A 24,442-nucleotide genomic window follows, 5' to 3' on the forward strand; every position below is an offset into this window, starting at 1 on the left:
GTAAAAATTTTAACAAAAAAGACCGCTTGTTTTTGTGAATTAGCTCACAAATTTGTAAACTTTTAATAAATAATGAATTAACACTTAAATATCTTGCAAACGTTGTTTTTGTTCACCCTGTTCATCGAAATTATCTGGGCTTAACCAAGCCTCAAAGCGTTTCTTAATAGTTTTCCATTCAGAATCTAACATTGAATACCAAGCGGTATCCCGATTTCTGTGATGATAAACCTGAGCTTGTCGGAAAATCCCTTCAAAGGTAAAGCCTAAACGTTCAGCAGCTCTGCGACTTCGCTCATTTAAACTGTCGCATTTCCATTCATAACGCCGATATTTCAACTCTTCAAATACATAACAGGCTAACAAATATTGAGCTTCCGTAGCAATTCGTGAACGTTGTAGCTGTGAAGAATAAATCACAGCTCCTACCTCAATAACTCGGTTTGCAGGATCAATTCTCATTAAACTAAATGTTCCAATTGCTCGCTGGGTTTGCTTGTCCATAATAACCAATAAATAAGGATCGCTTGCTTGTTCTTGCTGCTTTAAAAATTCAGAGAATGTATTTTTATCCCCAAAAGGTCCAAAAAAAGCAGGTAAATATGTCCAATTCTTAAGTTCTGAATCTGTACCGTAAACACGCCATAGATCATCAAAATGACGAGAGCTATTCAACCTTTCTAAATAGCAATACTTCCCTTCTACATATTGTAGTGATGGCATTTCGCCAGCTGAAAAATGACTAACTTCTTCGCCAATCAGTTGATTAAATTGATTTTTTCTCATTGTTGCCTCTTGTAAAAAATAACGAAAATCAGACCGCTTGCAAGCCGAGCCTAATCCATTTTATCAGCTCATCAGATTCTTCGATCGCTAACTCAGGTATAGACCAATAGTGCATTTTTTGCACTTTTCCTTTCGAAAAATAGCTAAATTGCTCTGCATTTTCTGCCAAGAAAAGGGGTAAAGTTTCTATTTTGGTTTTTACAAAAATACGATAATCTTTGCTGATAATTGCCACAATTTTATCGTTATAAAACAAGCAATATGTACCAAACATTTTTTTCGCTCGCAAACCTGAAATGGACGAGAGTTGATCTAACAAAAAATGAACAAATTCCGTATCAGCCATAGTTGCTCCTATGAAGATAAATTCAGGTTATAATACACAAATTACAGGGGGAATGATATGAAAGTCGGATTAGTGCTTGAAGGTGGCGGTTTGCGGGGAATTTTTACCGCAGGCGTATTAGATGTATTTTTAGATGAAAATATTCATATAGACGGTGCAATCGGGGTTTCTGCCGGAGCACTGTTCGGTGTGAATTTCCCATCTAAACAAAAAGGCAGAGCATTACGATATAACAAAAAATATGCTAAAGATAAGCGTTATATGGGGATTCACAGCTTGCTCACTACAGGTAATATTGTGAATCGTGATTTTGCCTATTATGAACTTCCCTCGACTCTTGACCCATTCGATCAAAAAGCCTTTGAACAATCCGGAATGGATTTTTGGGTAACGGTAACCAATGTGGAAACAGGCGAGCCCGAATATATTAAAATCACCAATGCTTTTGAGCAGATGGAAGCTTTTCGAGCTACCTCATCAATGCCTATTGTTTCAAAAATCGTAGAAATTGATGGCAAAAAATATTTAGACGGCGGCGTTTCAGATAGCATTCCTGTGCAGAAATTTATTGAAATGGGCTACGATAAAATTATCGTCGTACTAACTCGCCCGCTTGAATATCGCAAGAAACCGAGCTCAATGTGGCTGTTTAAGTGCTTCTATAAAAAATATCCGAAATTAGTCGAGCGTTGGGCTAATCGCTATTCAGAATACAATCAAGCTGTCGAGCAAGTTATTCAACTCAATGAAAAGCAACAAATTTTCGTTATTCGCCCAAGCAAGACGCTTAAAATCGGTCGATTAGAAAAAGATGTGAATAAGATACAGGCAATGTACGACTTAGGTGTGGAAGATGCAAAAAATGCGTTAGTTCAATTAAAGGCTTATTTGGCAAAATAGCCAAATTCCATTTGCCTAAAACGTTCAAAAAATATATTATAGACGTCTAGATGGAAATACTTCCAAACGAAATTTCAACAAGCGGTTCATATTTGTGAATTTTTTACAACAAACGCTTGCGTTTGAACGTTGGCTTTGCCAACGACTCCGAAGGAGCGAGCGTAGCGAGTAAAAAAGACCGCTTGTTATTATTTATAATCCGATATTTAAGATAGAGAGGAATACAATGGCAATTAATTTATTTACTTCTGAGTCCGTTTCAGAAGGGCACCCGGATAAAATCGCAGATCAAATTTCAGACGCGGTATTAGATGAAATTTTAAAACAAGATCCAAAAGCTCGTGTTGCGTGTGAAACTTACGTTAAAACAGGTATGGCATTAGTAGGCGGTGAAATTACCACTTCTGCGTGGGTTGATATTGAAAACTTAACCCGCCAAGTCATTTGCGATATTGGCTATACTCATTCAGATATGGGCTTTGACGCTCACTCTTGTGCGGTATTAAATGCTATCGGTAAACAATCTCCGGATATCAATCAAGGCGTGGATAGAGCAGATCCATTAGAGCAAGGTGCTGGCGACCAAGGGATTATGTTTGGCTATGCAACCAACGAAACCGAAGTGTTAATGCCGGCTCCAATCACTTACGCTCACCGCTTAATGGAACAACAAGCGAAAGTACGTAAATCAGGTAAATTAGACTGGTTACGCCCGGATGCAAAAAGCCAATTAACCTTTGCTTATGAAAATAACAAAATTATTGGTATTGATGCAGTGGTGCTTTCTACCCAACACGCTGAACATATTTCACAAAAAGATTTGATTGAAGGTGTGATGGAAGAAATTATCAAACCTGTTCTTCCTAATGAATGGTTAAGCCAAAATACCAAATACTTCATTAACCCAACAGGTCGTTTCGTAATTGGCGGACCAATGGGCGACTGCGGTTTAACCGGACGTAAAATTATTGTTGATACCTACGGCGGTGCAGCACGCCACGGTGGCGGTGCATTCTCGGGTAAAGATCCATCAAAAGTAGACCGCTCCGCTGCCTATGCTGCTCGTTATGTAGCAAAGAATATTGTTGCTGCAGGTTTAGCCGATCGTTGTGAGATTCAACTTTCTTATGCAATCGGGGTTGCTGATCCAACTTCAATTATGGTGGAGACTTTTGGTACAGGTAAAGTTAGCAACGAAATATTAGTGAAATTAATCTACCAGAACTTTGATTTACGCCCTTACGGTTTAATCAAAATGTTAGATTTAATCAAACCAATTTACCGTGAAACCGCTGCTTATGGTCATTTCGGTCGTGAGCATTTCCCTTGGGAAAAAACAGATAAAGCAGAAGCATTAAGAGCTGGAGCAGGTTTATAATAATAAGCCCTAAGTTTTATAAAACTTAGGGTTTCATATTTTCCCTAGATAACTATACTAAATTACCCATCACTAATTGCCTTAAAAATATATCTTAGTAAAATGGCATATAGAACAAAATAGTTAGTAAAAAGTAGCTTAAGGCATTATATTACAAGGCTTTAAGCTCCCTTTTGGAAAAATGCATAAAAACTGTCCTTTTTGCCGATATTCTCTAATATAGAAATATGGCACTCCAAAATAATATTCAACGTTATAAATGTTCAAACTGTATAAAATATTTACTTTCAAACAGAAATTAAATGTTGAATTAATCTGATATGATTATTCTATTAGAAAACACACTCAACAACAATTAGCCGATAAATATCATTGTTCTCTCTATAATACGCCGATATTTAGAAAAATTTCCTAAATCATTATTAAAGTTCCCTTCTCTAAATATCTTAATTTAATTATTGATACAACCTTCTTTCATCGAGATTTTGGTGTAATGGTATTTATCAATTCTTTGTATAAAAAGGTGGTTTATCATAAAATCCGTAAAAACGGAGAAAATATCTACTATAAGAGAGTGTTAAATTGTTTGCGAGGAAAAGGCTATATTATTCAATTAATTACCTGTGATAGAAGGAGAGACCTATTAAAAGATATGTTAAACACACCAACTCAAATGTGCCAATTTCACTTAGTCACTATTGTGATGAAAGCATTAAGAAAAACACATCAATCTAACGTAGGTAGAGAATTAAGAATTATTATTAGAACTTTAAAAAAGTTCAAAAAATGCATTTTATTTAGCAATATATGATTGGGAAATAAAATATAAACTTTTTTAAATGAACGTTCAGATAAACCGAATGAGAAAGGAAAATATCCGTATAAACATCGAAAAAGTATAAAATATTTTTTATATAGGATTTTTTGAATAGAGTTGGTAAGAATACACAAAAATATTCATTACCAACTGTTTGGTCCTAATAGGCATATAAAATGTTATATACCCTTTTTTCTCACCACTAACTGGCTTAATACCACAAGTGTTAATGAGAAAATGATCATAATGGTTGCTAAGGCATTTACTTCTGGAGTTACGCCTGTTTTAACCAATGAGAAGATCTTCAGTGGTAATACTTCATAGCTTGGGCTTGTTACGAATGAAGAAACAATAACGTCATCTAATGAAATTGTAAAGCTTAGTAACCAGCCTGAAATAATCGAAGGTAATGCAAGTGGTAAAATAATTTTACGTAAAATCGTTACTTCGCTTGCTCCTAAGTCTTTCGCCGCTTCTAACATTTTGCCGTCAAAGTCGCTTAAGCGTGATGAAATTGCAATCACTACATAAGGTAGACAGAATGTAATGTGAGCAATTAATAACGAAATAAAGCCTAGTTTGATACCTATAATCATAAATAATACAAGCATTGATACAGCCATTACGATATCAGGCGACATCATTACCACAAACAACATCCCACCGACTAATTTTTTGCCACGGAAACGGTAACGATAAAGGGCAATAGAAGTTAATGTACCTAAAATCGTGGAGAACGTTGCCGCAAAAAAGGCGATAGTTAATGAGTTCATTGTTGCTTGTACTAGTGTATCATTGCTGAATAAACGCTCATACCAGTTCCAAGTAAAGCCTTTCCAGTTCAAGCCGAAACGGTCTACATTGAAAGAGTTTACTACTAAAATAATAATTGGAATGTATAGGTAAGCAAATACTGCCAACATAAAAAGGTTTCTAAATGTTTTTTTCATTATTCAAGCTCCACCTTTTTATTTAATAATTTATTCGCACGATAATAAACATAAAGCATCAATGCCATTAATATTGTTAATGCAATACTTACTGCAGAGCCTAAGGCAAATTGGTTAGTATTTAAGAATAAGCTCTTAATAATATTACCCACTAATGGTGTTTTACCGCCGCCTAATAAGTCTGCCACATAGAACATACCCATTGCAGGTAGTAATACTAGTAAACAACCTGCTACAATGCCCGGCATTGTAAGTGGAATAGTTACTTTAATGAAACGTTGGAATGCATTTGCTCCTAAGTCTTTTGCAGCCTCTAGTAAGCGGTTATCAATTTTCTCAATTGAAGAATAAAGTGGCAAAATCATAAATGGTAATAGAATGTAAACTAAACCAATGATAATTGCGGCTTCTGAGTTCAATAAACGTAAAGGTTCATTGATCAAGCCAATTGCCAATAAGGTTTCATTTAAGACACCTTTTACCCCTAAGAAAATTTTAATACCGTAAATACGAATCAGCGAGTTTGTCCAGAATGGCAACACCACTAAGAATAGTAAAAACGGTCTAATTTTTGCCGGCATTTTGGCAATAAAAAATGCAAAAGGGTAGCCGATAATTAAACAGATAAGCGTTGCAACTCCCGCCATATATAGCGAGTTCCATAATACAGTTGCGTAAGTGTCATTAAATAACGCTTTATACGCATCCAAGCTAAACGCAAAATCAACAAAATATTGGCTTTGGCGGTTTTCTGTTAAGAAGCTAATAATTAAAACGAGTACGTTCGGCACTAATACGAAAAGTAATAACCAACCGAAAATAGTTGCGACCGCACCATTTTGGAATTTGTTATTCGCCTTCATCGTTTAACACAACCTCCCAGCCTTCATACCAAGTAAGAGCCACTTTTTGACCAACATCGTGGTCAATATTAGGATCATCTTCATTGAAGAACTCGCTCACTAATACATTCATACCATTATGATCTAATTTTACGCTAGACTCTAATGTCATACCTTTATAGTTACGGTCGATAATATGACCGATAATCGCTTTTGAGCTTTCATTTTCGTCTAATTCTTCGATCACAATATCTTCAGGGCGTAACAATACTTTTAATTTTTGGTTCGGGTGAACTTCTAAATTTTCAACTTTAATGTTGCAAATACGACCTTCTACGTTCGCTTTCACATTTTTTTCATCAACCCGTTCAATCACGGTTGCATCAAATACGTTAATTTCACCGATAAAACGAGCCACGAATAAGTTGCTTGGTTCTTCATAAATTTCACGAGGTGTACCATCTTGTGCGATTTTACCGCCGTTCATTACGATAATGCGATCAGACATTGTTAATGCTTCTTCCTGATCGTGAGTAACGAAAATAAAGGTAATACCTAATTGACGTTGCAATGCTTTTAACTCATTTTGCATCTCTTTACGCAATTTATAGTCTAACGCAGAAAGAGATTCATCTAATAACAATACTTTTGGCTTATTTACCACCGCACGGGCAATGGCGATACGTTGTTGCTGACCACCTGAAAGCTGAGCCGGTTTTTGTTGAGCTCTATCTTCAAGTCGGACCATACGCAATGCTTCCATTACACGTGGCTCAATTTCTGAATTTGGCACTTTTTGCATACGCAAACCGAATGCGACATTTTCAAAAATAGTCATATGTGGGAAAAGAGCATAGCTTTGGAATACGGTATTCACGGGGCGTTGTTCCGCTGGAACGTTAGAAACATCTTGCCCATCAAGAATGATTGAACCCTCAGTCAAATCTTCAAAGCCGGCAATTAAACGCAACGCAGTTGTTTTACCACAACCCGAAGGACCTAAAATTGTTAAAAATTCACCATCGTTAATGGTTAAATTCAAATTTTTAAGAATCGTTTTACTACCGTAGCTTTTTGTTACATTTTTAAGCTCGATGATAGCTTTTTGTTCTAATTTTTCCATCTACTGTTGTTTTCCCTTAAATCAAAAAGAAAAGGATTAAAAAATCAGGCTTTCGCCCCCAAAAAATCAATTGATAATAATATAGCTAAAGGGGCAAGATTGAAAGGAAAAATTTGCGTTTTGAGGATTTTTCTTCCCTTTTACAAGCGGTAGTTTTTATCTGAATTTTTGCAAATTTTTCAAGGAAATAGACCGCTTGTTTTCTTTCCGTTAGAATAGTCTTTAAAATTAATTCTCAACAGTTCCGATGAAACTCAACTCTCAACAACAACAAGCGGTGGAATACACTCAAGGGGCTTGCCTTGTACTGGCAGGTGCCGGTTCGGGCAAAACTCGGGTGATTATTAATAAAATCGCTCACTTAATTGCAAATTGCGGCTATTCCCCGAAACAGATTGCGGCAGTAACCTTTACCAATAAAGCCGCCCGTGAAATGCGGGAGAGAGTGGCTCATTCTATCGGTAAAGAAAATAGCAAAGGGCTGACGATTTCAACTTTCCACACGCTTGGTTTTGAGATTTTAAAGCGAGAGTACAAATTGCTTGGCTTTAAGTCGGGAATGACGTTGTTTGATGAACACGACCAAATTGCCTTGCTTAAACATCTGTTGCCGGAAAACGTAACGGAAGATAAAGATCTGCTCAAAACGCTGATTTCCACTATTTCAAATTGGAAGAATGATCTGCTTTCGCCTGAAATGGTGATTTCTCGGGTGCGAGATGATCGTGAGAGAGTGTTTTCCCATTTCTACCAGCTCTACCAAAATCAACTCAAAGCCTATAATGCTTTGGATTTTGATGATTTGATTATGCTTCCTGTATTGCTTTTCCGCCAATTTCCAGAGGCGAAAGCCCGCTGGCAGAATAAAATTTGCTATTTATTGGTTGATGAATATCAGGATACCAACACCAGCCAATATGAGTTAATCAAGTTAATTGTCGGTAATGAGCCAAACTTTACGGTAGTGGGCGATGATGACCAATCCATCTACTCGTGGCGTGGGGCAAAGCCTGAAAATATGCAACGCTTGCGTGAAGATTTTGATCTGAAAGTGATCAAACTGGAACAAAATTACCGTTCTAGCCAGCGGATTTTGCATTGTGCCAATATTTTGATCGATAACAACGATCATCTATTCACTAAACGCCTCTTTTCTGAGCTGGGTGAAGGCGAAAAACTGAATGTGATCGAGGCAAAAAATGAAGAAAACGAAGCCGAGCGAATTGTCGGAGAGTTGATTGCTCATCGTTTCTCTCGCAAGACGAAATATAAGGATTATGCGATTTTGTATCGGGGTAATCATCAATCTCGCTTGCTTGAAAAATTACTGATGCAAAACCGTATTCCGTACAAAATTTCAGGAGGCACTTCGTTTTTTGCCCGTGCTGAAATCAAAGATATGATGGCGTATCTGCGTTTGGTGGTAAATCAAGATGATGATGCGGCATTTTTACGCATTGTAAACACTCCCAAACGGGAAATTGGGGCGGCAACACTTGAAAAACTTGGGCTACTTGCCAATGAAAAGCAGGTCAGTTTGTTTGAAGCGATTTTCGATTTTGAGCTGATACAACGCCTAACGCCGAAACCTTACCAAGCCCTGCAAGATTTCGCCCGCTGGATTGTGGAAATTGCTGATCAGGCGGAGCGTTCAGATCCGATTGAAGCGGTGAAAGATTTACTGGCAAAAATTCAGTACGAAGCCTATTTGTATGAAATGGCGGTAAATCCAAAGGTGGCAGAAATGCAGAGCCGAAACGTGCAAACGTTGTTTGAGTGGGTGCAAGGAATGCTTGAGGGCGATGAAATTGAAGAGCCGATGAATTTAGTGCAAGTAGTGAATCGCTTGACACTGCGAGATATGCTTGAACGTGGCGAAGACGATGATGAAGCCGACCAAGTACAGCTTATGACCTTACACGCCTCAAAAGGCTTAGAGTTTCCCCACGTTTTTCTGATCGGAATGGAAGAGGGCATTTTGCCACACCAAACCAGCCTTGACGAAGAGAATGTGGACGAAGAACGCCGTTTGGCTTACGTTGGCATTACCCGAGCCCAACAAACGCTAACCTTCTCGCTATGCAAAGAACGTCGGCAATATGGTGAAATTATCAAACCTGAACCAAGCCGTTTTTTGCTGGAATTGCCACAAGATGATTTGGTGTGGGAAAGAGATAAGCCACCGCTCACTGAGCAACAAAAAGAGGCAAAATCATCTGCTAATATTGCCAATTTAATGGCGATGCTAAAAGCGAATAAGAAATAGCAACAAGCGGTTGAATTTTGGAAAATTTTTGCAAGTGATTGGCAAATTTTTAGTAAAATTTGACCGCTTGTTGATTTGATAATTTTGACTTATCTCAAGAAACGAGCGGAATACCTATTTTCAATTATTACATTGAAGTTTTCGAAGTTATAGACTAAAAAGAGTTTATATAGGAGAAATAAGATGGAATTAAAAACGGTTATTGAGCAACGCAAAACCATTAAAGCCTTTAATCCTACTGTGAAAATTAGCCGTGAAGAGCTACAAGAGATGTTAGCCTTAGCACAACTTGCCCCTTCAAAAGCGAATTTACAGCCTTGGCGATTTGTAGTTGTTGATGATGAAGCAATCAAAAAAGAGCTATCGGGCAATGTTGCTTTTAATGGTCCACCTTGTGAAACGGCTTCCGCTGTGGTTGCGATTTTGGCGGATTTGCAATATGAAAAATTATTAGGTGATATTGTGGATCAGTCGGTTGAAACCGGTTGTTTGCACCCAGAGTTCCGTGATCGTAAATTTAATTTTTTACTTGGTCTTCATCAACAATTAACGGAAACAGATATTCGAGATCAAGTGTTAATTGATAGCAGTTTAACCGCTATGCAGCTGATGCTGATTGCCAAAGATAGAGGCTATGATACTCACGCAATCGGTGTATTTAACCGTAATGCGGTAGTTGATTTACTGGAAATTGACAGTTCCCGCTATTTGCCGGTAATGTTGTTGGCTATTGGTCGGGCAGCAAATCCTGCATTACCAAGTTGCCGTTTAGGCTTAGAATACACGGTGTCTTGGAATAATGGGAAAGGATTTAAAAAGTAATCAATAATTTTAAAAACAAGCGGTTGAATCTCTTAATTTTTTTGCAAAAAATTGCTAGAATTCGACCGCTTTTATTTATGGTTTTTATGGTTATGTGGGATTAATATGAATACAGAGTTAGAAACAAGAGCGAATATTTTAAGCAAAATTATTTTTGCCAGCCGTTGGTTACAGTTACCTATTTATTTAGGTTTAATTGTTGTTCAGGGCATTTATGCTTATAAGTTTATGAAATCGCTATATCATTTGGTAGTAGATCTAAACCAAATGGATTCTAATATGGTAATGTTAGCAGTATTAAATCTTATTGATGTAGTGATGATCGCCAATCTTTTAGTGATGGTTATTGTGGGTGGTTATGAAACCTTTGTTTCGAGATTGCGGGTTGATGGACATCCGGATCAGCCGGAATGGCTTGATCACGTTAATGCGACGGTACTGAAAGTAAAACTTTCGATGGCAATTATCAGCATTTCATCTATTCACTTATTGCAAACATTTATTAATGCTTCCAACCTTGATGAGAAGCAAATGATGTGGCAAGTGATTATTCACGTTACTTTTGTGATTTCTGCTTTAGTGTTGGCATATATTGATAAAATTTTAAATGCTCAACACGTTAAACATTAATATTGATGACAGCATACATTTTTGACAAAAGTGATTATAATAAAATCGCTTTTATTATTTAAACTGATGGGAAGTAGCTTATGGCAAAACATTATGATTATATTGCAATTGGCGGTGGTAGTGGCGGTATTGCCTCCATTAATCGAGCAGCAAGTTATGGGCAGAAATGTGCCATTATTGAAGCAAAGCATTTAGGTGGTACTTGCGTTAATGTGGGCTGCGTGCCGAAAAAAGTGATGTTTTATGGAGCTCAAATTGCAGAAGCAGTTCACCGTTATGCTCCTGATTATGGTTTTGATGTCTCGGTTAATCATTTTGACTATGCAAAATTGGTTGAAAGCCGTCAAGCGTATATTGAGCGTATCCACACTTCCTACAATAATGTACTGAGTAAAAATAATGTTGATGTGTTAAATGGCTTTGCTCGCTTTAAAGATGAAAAAACCGTTGAAGTAAGCTATGAAGATGGTTCAAAAGAAGAAGTAACGGCTGATCATATTTTAATTGCAACAGGCGGTCGCCCAACTATTCCGGATTTAGAAGGGGCAGAATATGGCATTACATCAGATGGAGTATTTGCGGTAGATGCATTGCCAAAATCGGTGGCAATTGTGGGAGCAGGTTATATTGCGGTTGAGTTAGCCGGCGTATTTAATAGCTTAGGGGTAAAAACGCATTTGTTTGTTCGCCAGCACGCACCGTTGCGTCAGCAAGATCCGCTGATTGTGGAAACCTTGCTCGAAGTATTAGCTCAAGATGGTATTGAGCTACATACCCAAGCTATTCCACAAAAAGTAACGAAAAACCAAGATGGAACACTGACTTTAATTTTAGAAGATGGGCGTGAAACTACTATTGAAACCTTAGTTTGGGCAATTGGTCGTGAGCCTGCAACCGATGTGATTAATTTGGACGTAACAGGCGTTCAAACAAACGAACGTGGTTTTATCAAAGTTGATAAATTCCAAAATACTAATGTGCCAAATATTTACGCAGTGGGTGATATTATTGAAGGTGGTATTGAATTAACGCCTGTTGCGGTTGCTGCGGGTCGCCGATTATCAGAGCGTTTATTCAACAACAAACCAAACGAGCATTTAGACTATAACTTAGTGCCAACAGTAGTATTTAGCCACCCACCCATTGGGGCAATTGGTTTAACTGAGCCACAAGCTATGGAGCAATATGGTAAAGATAACGTAAAAGTTTATAAGTCGTCTTTTACCGCAATGTACACGGCGGTTACTCAGCATCGTCAGCCTTGCCGAATGAAATTGGTGTGTGTCGGTAAAGAAGAAAAAATCGTTGGGTTACACGGCATTGGTTTTGGTGTTGATGAGATGATTCAAGGATTTGCTGTTGCAATCAAAATGGGGGCAACAAAGGCGGATTTTGACAATACCGTTGCTATTCACCCAACAGGTTCAGAAGAATTTGTAACAATGCGATAAATATAATAGAATATGACGATGAATAGGAAATATTTTCTAATAAATTTTTAGGGAACATATGAAGGCATCTCTTAGTTTAGTAGCTTTATGTTCGTTTATGATTGGAAGTGCTTACGCTCAAATCAGTCATAAAACCAATGTAAATAGTTCTAAACAACAAGACAATAAACCGGCATTTAAAATTTCGGAACGTAGAGTACTAAAAGCACCTCCAAAAGAAGAGGAGGAAGTTAGTAGCTTTTCTATGGAGGAGTTACGTGTCGGTGCTCAACGAATTCTTGATAGAGCCGAAGTACAGTACTATAAATCTCAATGCCGATATGCGTTTATGTCTGATAGAGATGTGATTGAAAACCGCTGCGAAAGTAAGAGAATTTCCCGACCAAGATAAAAACGGAGCTTATGCTCCGTTTTTTAGTTACTCGCCTTGAAATAAGAATGGATTTACACCGCTTCTCGATAAGCCTTTTTGTTCCATTTCAGAATCTAAAAACAGGCTGGCTAAATCGTCCGCTACAGGCTCAACATTAAAATCTTTATCTTGATAAAGCACTTTTAAGTAAGAGTGGCAATCTCCACAGCTTTCTGCTTTTACGGCTGCTTCAGCAGAGTCTAAACTCCAATAATCTAACTTTCCTGTTTCATCGCAGTTAGTGCATTTTGAACGTACTACGTGCCATTCACTTTCACATAAAGAGCAGTGTAAATAGCGTAAACCTTGTGCTTCGCCAAAATGAATCACGCTGGTAACAGGGGCGGAGTTACAAACAGGGCAAAAATGTTTATGTCCCACTTCAGCACGCGTATTACGAGGTAACTGCTGTGCTAATTGTACCCAATACAGAGAAAGGGCAGCCCAAATAAATACTGCCTTGTCTGCTGCTACAAGTTCATAATGCTCATTTAAAAGATTATCTGCTAAGGTCTCTAACTCAGAAGCAGAGGCTTTTTCCAACCATTCTAGTGTTGGGAGTATGGTGTCATTAGCATAAGGTTTGAATTTATCAATAATAGCGAATAATAGCTCTCGCCACTCATCACTACGTTGGAAATTTTTGCTGTTTAATGGTTTATCGCCTTGTGTTAATTCTACACAAGCGGTTATTTTTTCCGAATAATTTGCAATTGGTCTGCTAGTTAATAATTCCAGCTGAATATCCACTAAGTTGGCGGAGAATTCCATATAATCGCCAAACGGATTTTCTTTGGCTAACTCGCGTAAACGCTTTGCACGGCGAGAGTAGAGATTTTTAGGGTTAGCAAAAAGTAATTCAGGTTGTTGGAATGAACTTGCAACTTGTTGAATTTCATCTTGCTGTAAAATTTTGATACTCATAACTTTCCTAAGTTATATAACATAGTCATAAAATAAAAGTGCGGAATTCTCCGCACTTTGTGTGATTATTGGATAGTGTTATCTTTCTTAACGTGTTTTTCGATTTCAGGTAACACTTCTTCACGATACCATCTTGGGTGGTGCTTTTTCGCCCAGCGAACCGTTACCCAGCCTTCAACCATACCTCTGATTGAGCCTTTTACCCAGAATGCCATATAGATATGCACTAAGATACCGGTAAATAACATAAATGCCATTGTAGAGTGAAGTAAAATCGCAATTCTAATTACAGGAATTGAGAAATATTCTGAGAAGAATTGTCTCCACATAATAATTCCCGTAATTAAAAGGGTAAACATTGCAATAATCAATGTCCAGAAGAGTAATTTCTGACCTAGATTATATTTGCCGTTATCGGCAACCGCGTGTTCATTACCTTTTAACACCTCAACAATACCTTTTGCCCAGCGAATATCGTTTTTCTCAGGAATATTATGATGCCAGTACATTAATGCAACAATGCTAAATGCAATGAACATAATGATCCCTGTGAAAGGGTGTACCGCACGAGCAATTTGTGGTGTACCTAAGATCTCTGTTAGCCAAGCAAAATCAGGAAAGAAGAATGCTACACCGGTAAACATCGTCATAAAAAATGAAATAACGAGAAACCAGTGGCTAACACGAGCTAACGGCTTATGACGAACGATTTTGGTATCATTCGTAACGATAAATGGCTTACTCATGTCTATCTCCTTCTCTAATATCGTGGTGGTGATCTTCAACATCTTCCTCAGCGTTTGGACCAACGGTTACATAGTGTGCTACTTCAGCTAATGCTAAGCCACCTAATGCAACGGCTGCAACCGGTTTTAAGATGTCTTTCCATAGCGTAACTGTGGTGTCAATTTTCGGATCTTTTGGTAAACCTGAATAAAGTTCCGGTTTATCTGCGTGATGTAATACATACATAACGTGTGTGCCACCCACACCTTCAGGGTCATAAAGACCTGCATTTTCATAACCACGAGCTTTGAGGTCCGCAATACGTTGTTCCGCATAGAACTTCATTTGTTCTTTGCTACCGAAGCGAATTGCACCTGTTGGGCAAGTTTTCACACAAGCCGGCTCTTGACCTACCGTTACACGATCTACGCATAATGTACATTTGTAAACGCGGTTATCTTCCGGGTTCATACGTGGAATGTTGAACGGACAACCTGCGATACAGTAACCACAACCGATACATTTATCAGATTGAAAATCCACAATACCGTTGGCGTATTGAATAATTGCACCTGGAGCCGGGCAGGCTTTTAAGCAGCCCGGTTCGGTACAGTGCATACAGCCGTCTTTACGGATTAACCATTCTAAGCGGTCATTTTCTTCAACTTCGTTGAATCGCATTACCGTCCACGCTTTTGCATTCAGATCAGCAGGGTTATCGTAAACACCAACACAAGCAGCATTGACATCAGAGCGGATATCATTCCACTCTGAACAACCTACCTGACAAGCCTTACAGCCGATACAGGTAGTTACATCAATTAATTTTGCCACTTCTACTTGGTGCGAACGAGCCTGCGGTGCAGGTGTTAAATCAGAGGTTGCGGAGATCTTAATAATGTTTTGAGATTGAACTACACCCATTTTTAGCCTCCAATTCTCTCAATGTTTAACAACATACATTTAGACTCTGGCGTATTAGAGCTCGGGTCGCCTGAACGTACGGTTAAGTTATTTGCAAAATAACCTTTTTTCGCACCGGTAGTTGCTGCAAATCCCCAGTGAATCGGAATGCCGATAGTGTGGATTGGCTTACCGTCAGACACTAATGAGCGAATACGTTTCGTTACTACTGCAACAGCTTTAATTTCACCACGTTTAGACCAAACACGCACTTTATCACCGTTTTTAATGCCTCTCTCTTCAGCTAATTTCTCGCCGATTTCAACAAATTGCTCCGGTTGAGCGATAACGTTGATCATTGAGTTCTTCGTCCAATAGTGGAAGTGCTCGGTTAAGCGGTAAGTTGTACCTACATATGGGAACTCATCACTTGTACCTAAATCCGCTTTATCCGTTGGTAAAATACGAGCAACCGGGCTGTAAATTACATTAGGATGTAACGGGTTAGTACCGATTGGTGTTTCTAACGGCTCGTAGTGTTCCGGGAATGCACCATCAATCATACGTTCACGCACAAACAAGCCTGATACACCTTCTGGTTGCATAATAAATGGCATTGTTGGTGCATTTGGTGGTGCTGTACCGAAGTCAGCCACATCAATGTAGTTCCAGTTTTTACCGTTCCATTTCACTAATTGGCGTTTTGGATTCCAAGGCTTACCACTTAAATCCGCTGATGCACGGTTATATAGAATACGGCGGTTTGCCGGCCACGCAAATGCCCAACCTAAGGTGTTACCCAAGCCTGATGGGTCTGAGTTATCACGGTTAGCCATTTGGTTACCTTTTTGCGTCCATTGACCTGTATAGATCCAGCACGCACCAGAGGTTGTACCGTCATCACGCATTTGACCGAAACTTGAAAGTAATTCGCCTTTCTTGACAATAATATTGCCATCTGCATCTTTCACATCTTCTAACGCATAACCGTTATTTTCTTTCGCAATTTCTTCTGCTTTTGGCTCAAGCGGATTTGCGTAATTCCAAGTCATTGCTTCTAATGGCTCGACTGGTGCTTTACCACCTTCTTTATGGTAAAGATGGATTAATTCAGCACGAATTTCAGATAAGATATCAATATCCGGTTTTGCTTCGTGTGGAGCATCAGCCGCTTTCCAGTGCCATTGTAACCAACGACCTGAGTTTGCAATAGAACCATCTTCTTCTGCGAAACAAGTTGTTGGTAAACGGAACACTTCCGTTTGGATTTCCGCAGAATTTACATTATTGAACTCGCCGTGATTTTTCCAGAACTCAGAAGTATCGGTTACAAGCGGGTCAAAAATAACTAAATATTTCAAATTGCTTAATGCTTTGATGATTTTCTGTGAGTTCGGGTAAGAGGCAATCGGGTTCATACCTTGACAGAAGTAACCGTTGATTTTACCTTCATACATCTGCTCAATGAAACGGAAGTGGTCTATACCACCTTTTTGTAGTTTCGGCAGATAGTGGAAACCAAACTCGTTTTCCGCAGTTGCTTTATCGCCATAGAACGATTTCATCATACTGATGAAGAACTTCGGTGTATTTGCCCAATAGTTGGTTTGACCTGCACCCATTGTTTTTGGCGTAATACGCGTTAAGAATGCTTCTAATGAAACATCTGTTTCGCTTGGTAATGGTAAGTACGCAGGAAGACGTGCAGGGAATAAACCTAAGTCGGTAATACCTTGTACATTTGAGTGTCCACGTAACGCATTTACACCACCGCCTGCAACACCGATGTTACCGCACAGTAACTGGATAATTGCCATTGAGCGAATGTTTTGTGCACCAACGGTGTGTTGAGTCCAACCTAACGCATAAAGGAAAGTCGCAGCTTTATCCGGTGCAGAGGTTTTTGCAATCTCTTCACAGAAAATCAAGAAGTCTTTTTGTGGCGTACCTGTAATACGTTCAACCATTTCAGGCGTATAGCGAGAAACGTGTTCACGTAACATATTTAGTACACAGCGAGGATCTTGAAGAGTCATATCCCGCTTCGGATTGCCTTCTTCATCCATTTGATATGCCCAAGTCAATCTATCTTTATAAGTACGGCTTGCTTCATCGTAGCCGGTGAATAAACCGTCTTCAAATTTAAAGCCTTCGTGTACTAAGAAAGTCGCATTGGTATAGTGTTTAACATATTCGTGCTGAATTTTATCGTTTTTCAGCAAATAGTTTACCGCACCTAATAAGAATGCAATATCCGTACCCGGACGGATTGGCATATAGATGTCAGAAACTGCAGCACTACGGTTAAAGCGTGGATCTACCACCATTAACTTAGCACCGTTTTGTTTTTTCGCTTCAATTGCCCAGCGGAAACCGACAGGGTGAGCTTCAGCGGCGTTACCGCCCATTACGATAACGAGATCAGCGTTCTTAATATCAACCCAGTGGTTGGTCATCGCACCGCGACCAAATGATGGAGCAAGACTTGCTACCGTTGGTCCGTGTCAGATACTCGCTTGGTTGTCGGTAAATACCATACCGAGAGAACGAATCCATTTTTGCGTGATGATACCTGTTTCGTTACTACACGCAGAACCTGCCAAGAAACCGGCGGTTAGCCAGTGATTAACCGGTGTACCTTCTGCATTTTTTTCAATGAAGTTTGCATCACGGTCATCTTTAATATGGCGAGAAATACGCTCCACAGCTTCGTGCCAAGAAATGCGTTTCCATTCACTTGAACCCGGCTCACGCACCTCCGGATAATGTACACGGCGATCACTATTTACATAGTCTAATGCTCCGGCACCTTTCGGACATAATGCCCCACGGCTTACTGGATGGTCAGAGTCGCCTTCAATATGAATAAGCTTCCCTTTGCTATTCATTGCTTCGCCGCCTAAGCTGTACATAATCATTCCACAGCCTACAGCACAGTAAGTACAGGTTTGGCGAGTTTCTTTCGCTCTTAAGAGCTTATACTCGCGAGGGGCGGCTAATGCTGCCGTTGGGGCAAAGCCCAACATTGCAGCAGAAGTACCCGCCATACCACCTGCACAGACCTTAAAGAACTTACGTCTTGAGATCTGCATAATCACTCCAAAATCACATAATGTGGTAAATAAAAGTAAAGTTGATCAAAAAATTAAGTTAATAAATTGATCGAAGAGGTGTATCATTTTCCTCTTAATAAAAGGAAATGAATATACTCTTTTGTCGGTAAATAGGTTAAATATCAAATTAATTTGATTTAAACCAAATTTAAGTGCCGATATGATACAACTTTTTAACAAAATAAACCACTTTTTAAGCATAGAAGAGATGAATATTGTGAATAAGATCACAAAAATAGATGCCAAAAAATTATTATTCTCAACAACGGAGCTTAAACAGCAAAATTGTGAAGATAATTTGATTTCAGAAGTGCCTGTTGCTTTAGTTTATAATGGCATTTCTCATACGGTGATGATGACAACCCCTTCGGATTTAGCCGACTTTGCACTCGGTTTTTCCTTAGCGGAAGGGATTTTGAATTCTCCGCAAGAATTATACGGGCTAGATATTATTGAGCAAGAAAATGGTGTGGAGATTCAACTTGAAATTTCTACCCGACAATTTGTGCAATTAAAAGATAAACGCCGTTCAATGGCAGGCAGAACAGGATGTGGCATTTGTGGCGTAGAGCAGTTAGAACAAGTCAATCAAAGTTGCAAAATTGTTAAAAAAAATAACCGCTTGCAAGGTGTTAATCCGCTTATTTTAGAAAGTTGTTTAGAGCAGCTGGAAAACGCACAAACATTATCGCAAAAAACAGGTGCAAGCCACGCAGCTGCCTTTTTCAGTGTGGAGGGGGAATTACTTGCCATTCGGGAAGATGTGGGGCGGCACGTAGCATTAGACAAATTGATTGGCTGGTATGCTAAAGCAGGCTTTCCAAATGGTTTTGTCTTTGTTACCAGCCGAGCCAGTTTTGAAATGGTGCAAAAATGCCTAGCAGTTGGAATTGAAATGTTATGTGCTATTTCAGCTACAACCGAAATGGCGGCAAAAATGGCTCGTGATAATCAATTCACATTATTGGCATTTGTTCGCAAAGGAAAAGCCACCATTTATTCGGGAGAAGAGAGATTATCTCTTAAATAGCAATGGATATCGCACTTTTATTAGCAGACAAAATTTTACAACTTACCTTAATGGTTCTGTTAGGCTACGTTATTGTAAAAACAAAACTTTTAACTTCAGAACAAAGTTATCCAATTTCAATTATCGGGCTTTATATTATTAGCCCAGCAATGCTGATAACAGCCTTTCAAGTCGATTACACCACCGAAACACTTAATGGTTTATATCTTGCCTTTGTTATCTCAATCATTTTTAGTGCATTGTTGATTTTATTGGGCTGGATACTCAAGAAAAGTGCGAAATTAGATAATATTGAACAAGCCACAACCATTTATTCCAATTCAGGAAATTTAATTATTCCAATTGTAGCTTCTCTTTTGGGACCTGAATGGGTTATTTATTCCACCGCTTTTATTGTCGTGCAAAGTGTCCTGTTTTGGTCGCATTTACGGGCTTTAATCTGCGGTAAAGGTAGTGTACCGTTGAGAAAAATTATCTTAAATATCAATATTCTTGCCATTATTGTGGGAATGGCGTTATTCCTCTTGCATATTAAGTTACCAACAACGATTGCCAGCACCTTGTCCGGTTTAGGCAATATGATCGGACCTTTATCAATGCTGGTTGCAGGTATGCTAATTGCCGCAATTCCATTTAAAGAAATTATTACCGATAAACGGATTTATTTGATTACATTTCTGCGTTTAATCTTTATTCCGCTGATTCTATTAGGTGTGATTAAATTATGTGGTTTTGAAAGCTGGGTTATTAATGGTGAAACCATTGTGATGATTACCTTTCTTGCTACAATCAGCCCTTCCGCCGCAACTATCACACAAATGGCGGTTGCATACGGGCAAGATGCTAAAAAGGCGAGTGCAATTTATGGAGTTACCACCCTATTATGTGTGTTTACGATGCCAATTATTATTTGGCTTTACCAAATCATATAACAAAACAAGCGGTTAATTCCTTGCAAAATTTTGCAAGGAATTAACCGCTTGCTTATATCTAAAGTAAGGTGAATTAAGCCACTGTTACCGACTCAATCACTACATCTTCTTTCGGCACGTCTTGGTGGAAACCTTTATTGCCGGTTTTTACGCCTTTGATTTTATCTACAACGTCCATTCCCTCAACCACTTCGCCGAATACTGCATAACCCCATTCTTGCACCACGGTTTTACCAAACATCTCTTTTGAACGGTAATCTAAGAACGTGTTATCTGCCACGTTGATGAAAAATTGTGAGCTTGCTGAATGTGGATCAGAGGTACGAGCCATCGCAAGTGTGCCTCGTTTATTGCTTAAACCGTTGCTTGCCTCATTTTGAATTGGGGCTTTGGTTGGTTTTTCGGTCATTCCAACGGTCATACCGCCGCCTTGAATCATAAAACCGTCAATCACACGGTGGAAAATCGTGCCGTTGTAAAAGCCTTCTTTGCAGTAATCTTCAAAGTTTTTCGCTGTGATTGGGGCTTTGTCAAAATTTAATTCGATTTTGATGTCGCCAAAGTTGGTGTGTAATGTAATCATTCTGTTTTCCTCTATAAATGTTAGGGTAGAAATAAATTCGCTCGCTATTATTAAAAAGTTTTAGCCAAATTGCAAAAAAATCTCAAAATCAGACCGCTTATTCGCTATACTTAGCCGTATTTTTGAAAAAATGACACAAATTTGAGAAATGGGGACTTTATGCTCAAAATTTATAACACCCTAAAACGGGAAAAAGAAGAATTTAAACCGATTAATCCTGAGCAAGTGGGAATGTATGTTTGCGGAGTTACTGTGTACGATCTTTGCCACTTCGGACACGGCAGAACCTTCGTTTCTTTTGACGTGATCGCACGCTATTTGCGTTATAGCGGTTATAACCTGCGTTATGTTCGCAATATTACCGATGTGGACGACAAAATCATCAAACGAGCGTTAGAAAATAACGAAACTTGTGATGAGCTGGTTGAGCGAATGATTGCCGAAATGCACAAAGATTTTGACGATTTAAACATTCTCCGCCCTGATGTTGAGCCACTAGCCACCAAGCATATCCCTGAAATTATTGCGATGGTAGAAAAGCTGATTAAAAACGGTAATGCCTATGTAGCGGCAGATGGCGATGTGATGTTTGATGTGGAATCGTTCCAAAAATATGGGGCGTTATCTCGCCAAAATTTAGAACAACTGCAAGCCGGTGCAAGGGTTGAAATTAAATCAGTGAAGAAAAACCCAATGGATTTCGTGCTTTGGAAAATGTCGAAAGAGGGGGAGCCAAGCTGGGAAAGCCCGTGGGGCAATGGTCGCCCGGGGTGGCATATCGAATGTTCGGCAATGAACAGCAAAGAGTTGGGCGAGCATTTTGATATTCACGGTGGCGGTGCAGATTTAATGTTCCCACACCACGAAAATGAAATTGCCCAATCTTGCTGTGCTCACGGTGGCGATTATGTCAATTACTGGCTACACACCGGAATGCTGACGATTGATAAAGAGAAAATGTCAAAATCGCTTGGCAACTTCTTCAGTATTCGCCATATGTTAGGCTTGTACGATGCGGAATCGCTGCGTTATTTCTTCTTAACCGCTCATTACCGCTCATTATTAGATTACAGCATTGATAACCTAGATTTAGCTCGTTCAGCCCTTGAGCGTTTATATACCGCTCTGCGTGGCTGCGATGTGTCAGGTTCAGCCATTGGTGGCGAGCAATATGTGGACGCCTTCAAAACCGCAATGGATGATGATTTCAACACACCGGGAGCATTAGCGGTGTTATTTGAAATTGCCCGTGAAGTGAACAAGCTCAAAACCGAAGATATGGCAAAAGCCAACGGTTTAGCGGTGCGTTTAAAAGAGCTTGCCGGCGTGTTAGGTTTACTGGAGCAGGACCCGGATGCCTTCTTAAAAGGTGAGGCAAATGCTGATGAAACCGCCGAAATCGAAGCGTTAATCAAACAACGTAATGAAGCTAAAGCCACCAAAAACTGGGCAGTTGCCGATGAAGTGCGAGATAAGCTCAAAGCAATGAACATCGTACTTGAAGACACCCCAAACGGTACAATTTGGCGTAAGGCATAAACTCAGTATAGGAAGACTTTAAAGGCAGTAGTATATTAAGGGTTGATTTTGAAACATCAGAATCAACCTTTTTTCTTCTTTCATCTATATATTTGTGCAGTAAAGTAGATTATTTTGAACTAATACGATTCACTTTATGTGGGGTAGATCACATTTTGTTAAAAAAATGTATAAATATGTTGCTTTTGTTGCGGTTTTTTTGATAAAAAGTACAAGAAATTAATACTTATTTGGTATAAGTAATTGATTAACGGATTTCAACAAATAATAAATATGGGAGAGTCCTATGTTCGGTTTTGATCCTACCACCACCACATTTCTGATTTATATTTTCGGAATGATCGCTATCGGCTTTATTGCCTATCGTTTTACTCACAACCTTTCTGACTACATTCTCGGCGGTCGTCGTTTAGGGGCGTTTGTTACCGGCTTATCAGCTGGGGCATCGGATATGTCCGGCTGGCTTCTAATGGGGTTGCCGGGTGCTGTGTATGCTGCCGGTCTGGTCGAAGGTTGGATTGCCATCGGCTTGACTGTCGGTGCGTATTTAAACTGGCTGTTTGTTGCCGGTAGACTACGCATTCATACTGAATTTAATGCCAATGCTTTAACTCTGCCAGACTATTTCCATCACCGTTTCGGCGATAAAAGTAAAATCCTGAAAATTGTTTCTGCAGCGATTATCCTGTTTTTCTTCGCAATCTATTGTGCCTCTGGCGTTGTAGCCGGTGCTCGATTGTTTGAAAACCTATTTGGTGTACCGTATTCTACTGCTCTTTGGTATGGTGCATTGGCAACCATTATTTACACATTTATCGGTGGTTTCCTGGCAGTAAGTTGGACGGACACTATTCAAGCTACGCTAATGTTGTTTGCTTTATTTCTCACCCCGATTTTTGTACTGATCCAGCTTGGCGGTTTTGAACAGACTCACGAGGTTATTGTGCAAGCAGGCAATGCGGTCAATAAAGATTTCACCGACCTGTTCACCGGTACTACCTTTATCGGTTTATTAAGTCTTTCTGCGTGGGGCTTGGGCTATTTTGGGCAACCACATATTCTTGCCCGTTTTATGGCGGCAGACAGCGTAAAATCCATTCCGAATGCCCGCCGTATTTCGATGATTTGGATGATCATCTGCTTATTTGGTGCAGTTGGTATTGGCTTCTTTGGTCAAGCTTATTTCTTTGCTCATCCTGAACAAGCTGGTATCGTCAGTCAAAATCACGAACAAGTGTTTATTGAACTCTCCAAATTGTTATTTAACCCGTGGATTGCCGGTATCTTACTCTCTGCGATTTTAGCGGCAGTAATGAGTACTTTAAGCTGTCAGTTGCTTATTTGCTCAAGTGCGATTACCGAAGATTTCTATAAGGGCTTTATCCGCCCGAACGCCACACAAAAAGAGCTAGTCTGGCTCGGTCGCTTAATGGTGCTGGCAATTTCTGTATTAGCGATTGTACTTGCTCAAGACCCAAACAGCAAAGTGCTAGGTTTGGTGTCATATGCGTGGGCAGGTTTCGGTTGTGCTTTCGGACCAGTGGTCATTTTATCTCTGTTTTGGAAACGAATGAATGCTGCTGGTGCACTTGCCGGAATGCTGAGCGGTGCGTTAGTGGTAGTATTCTGGAATGATATTGTGCCTAATAGCGGAATTTATGAAATGATCCCCGGCTTTATCCTTGCAATGATCGCGATCGTAGTGGTTTCTCTAATTACTCCAGAGCCTCGCCAAGAGATCGTGGCTACTTTTGAAAATGCTGAAAAAGCCTATGAAACTGAAATGAGCAAATAGCAAAAAACGGCTGCCTGTCTAGGCGGCTGTTTTTTTATATTTTTGAACAAAAGGTGAATGTAAATTTTCAATGGTATTTTCTCCCTCTGAGTTATGAGAGGTTAGTAATGATTTGGCAGTAATCACTTCTATCGAACCTCCTCCGGTTCCTCTTTGCTCATAAATAGGGGGAAT

General features: G+C 39.3%; 21 protein-coding genes. 11 read left to right on the top strand and 10 right to left on the bottom strand.

From position 1 onward, the window contains the following. Positions 1–84: 84 nt before the first annotated feature. Both X781_RS03310 and X781_RS03315 read right to left on the bottom strand, forming a co-directional pair. Positions 85–786, bottom strand: coding sequence for a GNAT family N-acetyltransferase (locus X781_RS03310; protein ID WP_025235552.1), 702 nt, complete (start codon positions 784–786; stop codon positions 85–87). Between the two features lie 28 nt (positions 787–814). Continuing rightward, a complete protein-coding gene (locus tag X781_RS03315) occupies positions 815–1,132 on the bottom strand; it encodes a TfoX/Sxy family protein (protein WP_025235553.1) in 318 nt (105 codons plus the stop codon). Between the two features lie 57 nt (positions 1,133–1,189). Between X781_RS03315 and X781_RS03320 the strand changes: the two genes are divergently transcribed. Both X781_RS03320 and metK read left to right on the top strand, forming a co-directional pair. Then, complete coding sequence (locus X781_RS03320) at positions 1,190–2,032, top strand: patatin-like phospholipase family protein (RefSeq protein ID WP_025235554.1); 843 nt, start codon at positions 1,190–1,192, stop codon at positions 2,030–2,032. 226 nt (positions 2,033–2,258) lie between these two features. After that, a complete protein-coding gene (metK, locus tag X781_RS03325; RefSeq protein WP_025235555.1) occupies positions 2,259–3,410 on the top strand; it encodes a methionine adenosyltransferase in 1,152 nt (383 codons plus the stop codon). Positions 3,411–4,406: 996 nt separating this feature from the next. Here the strand turns inward: metK and potC are convergent. The 3 genes from potC to potA are packed head-to-tail and all read right to left on the bottom strand — an operon-like array spanning position 4,407 to position 7,142. After that, the gene (gene potC, locus X781_RS03330) at positions 4,407–5,177 is read right to left on the bottom strand and encodes a spermidine/putrescine ABC transporter permease PotC (RefSeq protein WP_038643883.1); all 771 of its coding nucleotides are present in this window, start codon (positions 5,175–5,177) and stop codon (positions 4,407–4,409) included. Next, on the bottom strand, positions 5,177–6,040 hold the full coding sequence (gene potB / locus X781_RS03335) for a spermidine/putrescine ABC transporter permease PotB (RefSeq protein WP_025235557.1): 864 nt from the start codon (positions 6,038–6,040) through the stop codon (positions 5,177–5,179). Before potB ends, potC begins: the two co-directional genes overlap by 1 nt. Then, positions 6,027–7,142, bottom strand: a complete 1,116-nt coding sequence (gene potA / locus X781_RS03340; protein ID WP_025235558.1) for a spermidine/putrescine ABC transporter ATP-binding protein PotA — start codon at positions 7,140–7,142, stop codon at positions 6,027–6,029. Before potA ends, potB begins: the two co-directional genes overlap by 14 nt. A gap of 247 nt (positions 7,143–7,389) precedes the next feature. Here potA and rep point away from each other — a divergent pair, with 247 nt between their 5' ends. From rep to X781_RS03365, 5 genes are all read left to right on the top strand, one after another. After that, the gene (gene rep / locus X781_RS03345) at positions 7,390–9,408 is read left to right on the top strand and encodes a DNA helicase Rep (protein ID WP_025235559.1); all 2,019 of its coding nucleotides are present in this window, start codon (positions 7,390–7,392) and stop codon (positions 9,406–9,408) included. Between the two features lie 183 nt (positions 9,409–9,591). Continuing rightward, the gene (locus X781_RS03350; RefSeq protein WP_025235560.1) at positions 9,592–10,230 is read left to right on the top strand and encodes a nitroreductase family protein; all 639 of its coding nucleotides are present in this window, start codon (positions 9,592–9,594) and stop codon (positions 10,228–10,230) included. 105 nt (positions 10,231–10,335) lie between these two features. Continuing rightward, complete coding sequence (locus X781_RS03355) at positions 10,336–10,860, top strand: TIGR00645 family protein (protein WP_025235561.1); 525 nt, start codon at positions 10,336–10,338, stop codon at positions 10,858–10,860. Positions 10,861–10,940: 80 nt separating this feature from the next. After that, the gene (gene gorA / locus X781_RS03360) at positions 10,941–12,311 is read left to right on the top strand and encodes a glutathione-disulfide reductase (RefSeq protein ID WP_025235562.1); all 1,371 of its coding nucleotides are present in this window, start codon (positions 10,941–10,943) and stop codon (positions 12,309–12,311) included. Between the two features lie 97 nt (positions 12,312–12,408). Next, a complete protein-coding gene (locus tag X781_RS03365) occupies positions 12,409–12,702 on the top strand; it encodes a hypothetical protein (RefSeq protein WP_038644097.1) in 294 nt (97 codons plus the stop codon). Between the two features lie 27 nt (positions 12,703–12,729). On the opposite strand, the gene fdhE is transcribed toward X781_RS03365, so the two are convergent. From fdhE to fdnG, 4 genes are all read right to left on the bottom strand, one after another. After that, positions 12,730–13,647 (bottom strand): formate dehydrogenase accessory protein FdhE, encoded by a 918-nt coding sequence (gene fdhE / locus X781_RS03370; RefSeq protein WP_025235564.1) that lies wholly within the window; start codon positions 13,645–13,647, stop codon positions 12,730–12,732. Positions 13,648–13,712: 65 nt separating this feature from the next. Next, positions 13,713–14,393, bottom strand: coding sequence for a formate dehydrogenase subunit gamma (locus tag X781_RS03375; RefSeq protein WP_025235565.1), 681 nt, complete (start codon positions 14,391–14,393; stop codon positions 13,713–13,715). Beyond that, positions 14,386–15,297 carry a formate dehydrogenase subunit beta gene (fdxH, locus tag X781_RS03380; RefSeq protein WP_025235566.1) on the bottom strand — a complete coding sequence of 304 codons (912 nt, stop codon included), beginning with the start codon at positions 15,295–15,297 and terminating at the stop codon, positions 14,386–14,388. Before fdxH ends, X781_RS03375 begins: the two co-directional genes overlap by 8 nt. A gap of 2 nt (positions 15,298–15,299) precedes the next feature. Further along, a complete protein-coding gene (gene fdnG / locus X781_RS03385) occupies positions 15,300–18,368 on the bottom strand; it encodes a formate dehydrogenase-N subunit alpha (RefSeq protein ID WP_081732092.1) in 3,069 nt (1,022 codons plus the stop codon). A 238-nt stretch (positions 18,369–18,606) separates the two neighbouring features. On the opposite strand from fdnG, the gene fdhD reads away from it, so the two are divergent. Further along, positions 18,607–19,419 (top strand): formate dehydrogenase accessory sulfurtransferase FdhD, encoded by an 813-nt coding sequence (fdhD, locus tag X781_RS03395; RefSeq protein ID WP_025235569.1) that lies wholly within the window; start codon positions 18,607–18,609, stop codon positions 19,417–19,419. Positions 19,420–19,421: 2 nt separating this feature from the next. Then, on the top strand, positions 19,422–20,351 hold the full coding sequence (locus X781_RS03400; RefSeq protein ID WP_025235570.1) for an AEC family transporter: 930 nt from the start codon (positions 19,422–19,424) through the stop codon (positions 20,349–20,351). A 73-nt stretch (positions 20,352–20,424) separates the two neighbouring features. On the opposite strand, the gene X781_RS03405 is transcribed toward X781_RS03400, so the two are convergent. Then, a complete protein-coding gene (locus tag X781_RS03405) occupies positions 20,425–20,934 on the bottom strand; it encodes a peptidylprolyl isomerase (protein WP_025235571.1) in 510 nt (169 codons plus the stop codon). A 159-nt stretch (positions 20,935–21,093) separates the two neighbouring features. Between X781_RS03405 and cysS the strand changes: the two genes are divergently transcribed. Beyond that, positions 21,094–22,473 carry a cysteine--tRNA ligase gene (gene cysS / locus X781_RS03410; protein ID WP_025235572.1) on the top strand — a complete coding sequence of 460 codons (1,380 nt, stop codon included), beginning with the start codon at positions 21,094–21,096 and terminating at the stop codon, positions 22,471–22,473. Positions 22,474–22,759: 286 nt separating this feature from the next. After that, entirely contained in the window at positions 22,760–24,268 is a 1,509-nt protein-coding gene (gene putP / locus X781_RS03415; protein WP_025235573.1) for a sodium/proline symporter PutP, read from the top strand. Positions 24,269–24,442 lie beyond the last annotated feature (174 nt).

The sequence above is a fragment of the Mannheimia sp. USDA-ARS-USMARC-1261 genome, from assembly GCF_000521605.1.
In the GTDB taxonomy this organism is placed as follows: Bacteria; Pseudomonadota; Gammaproteobacteria; order Enterobacterales; family Pasteurellaceae; genus Mannheimia; species Mannheimia indoligenes.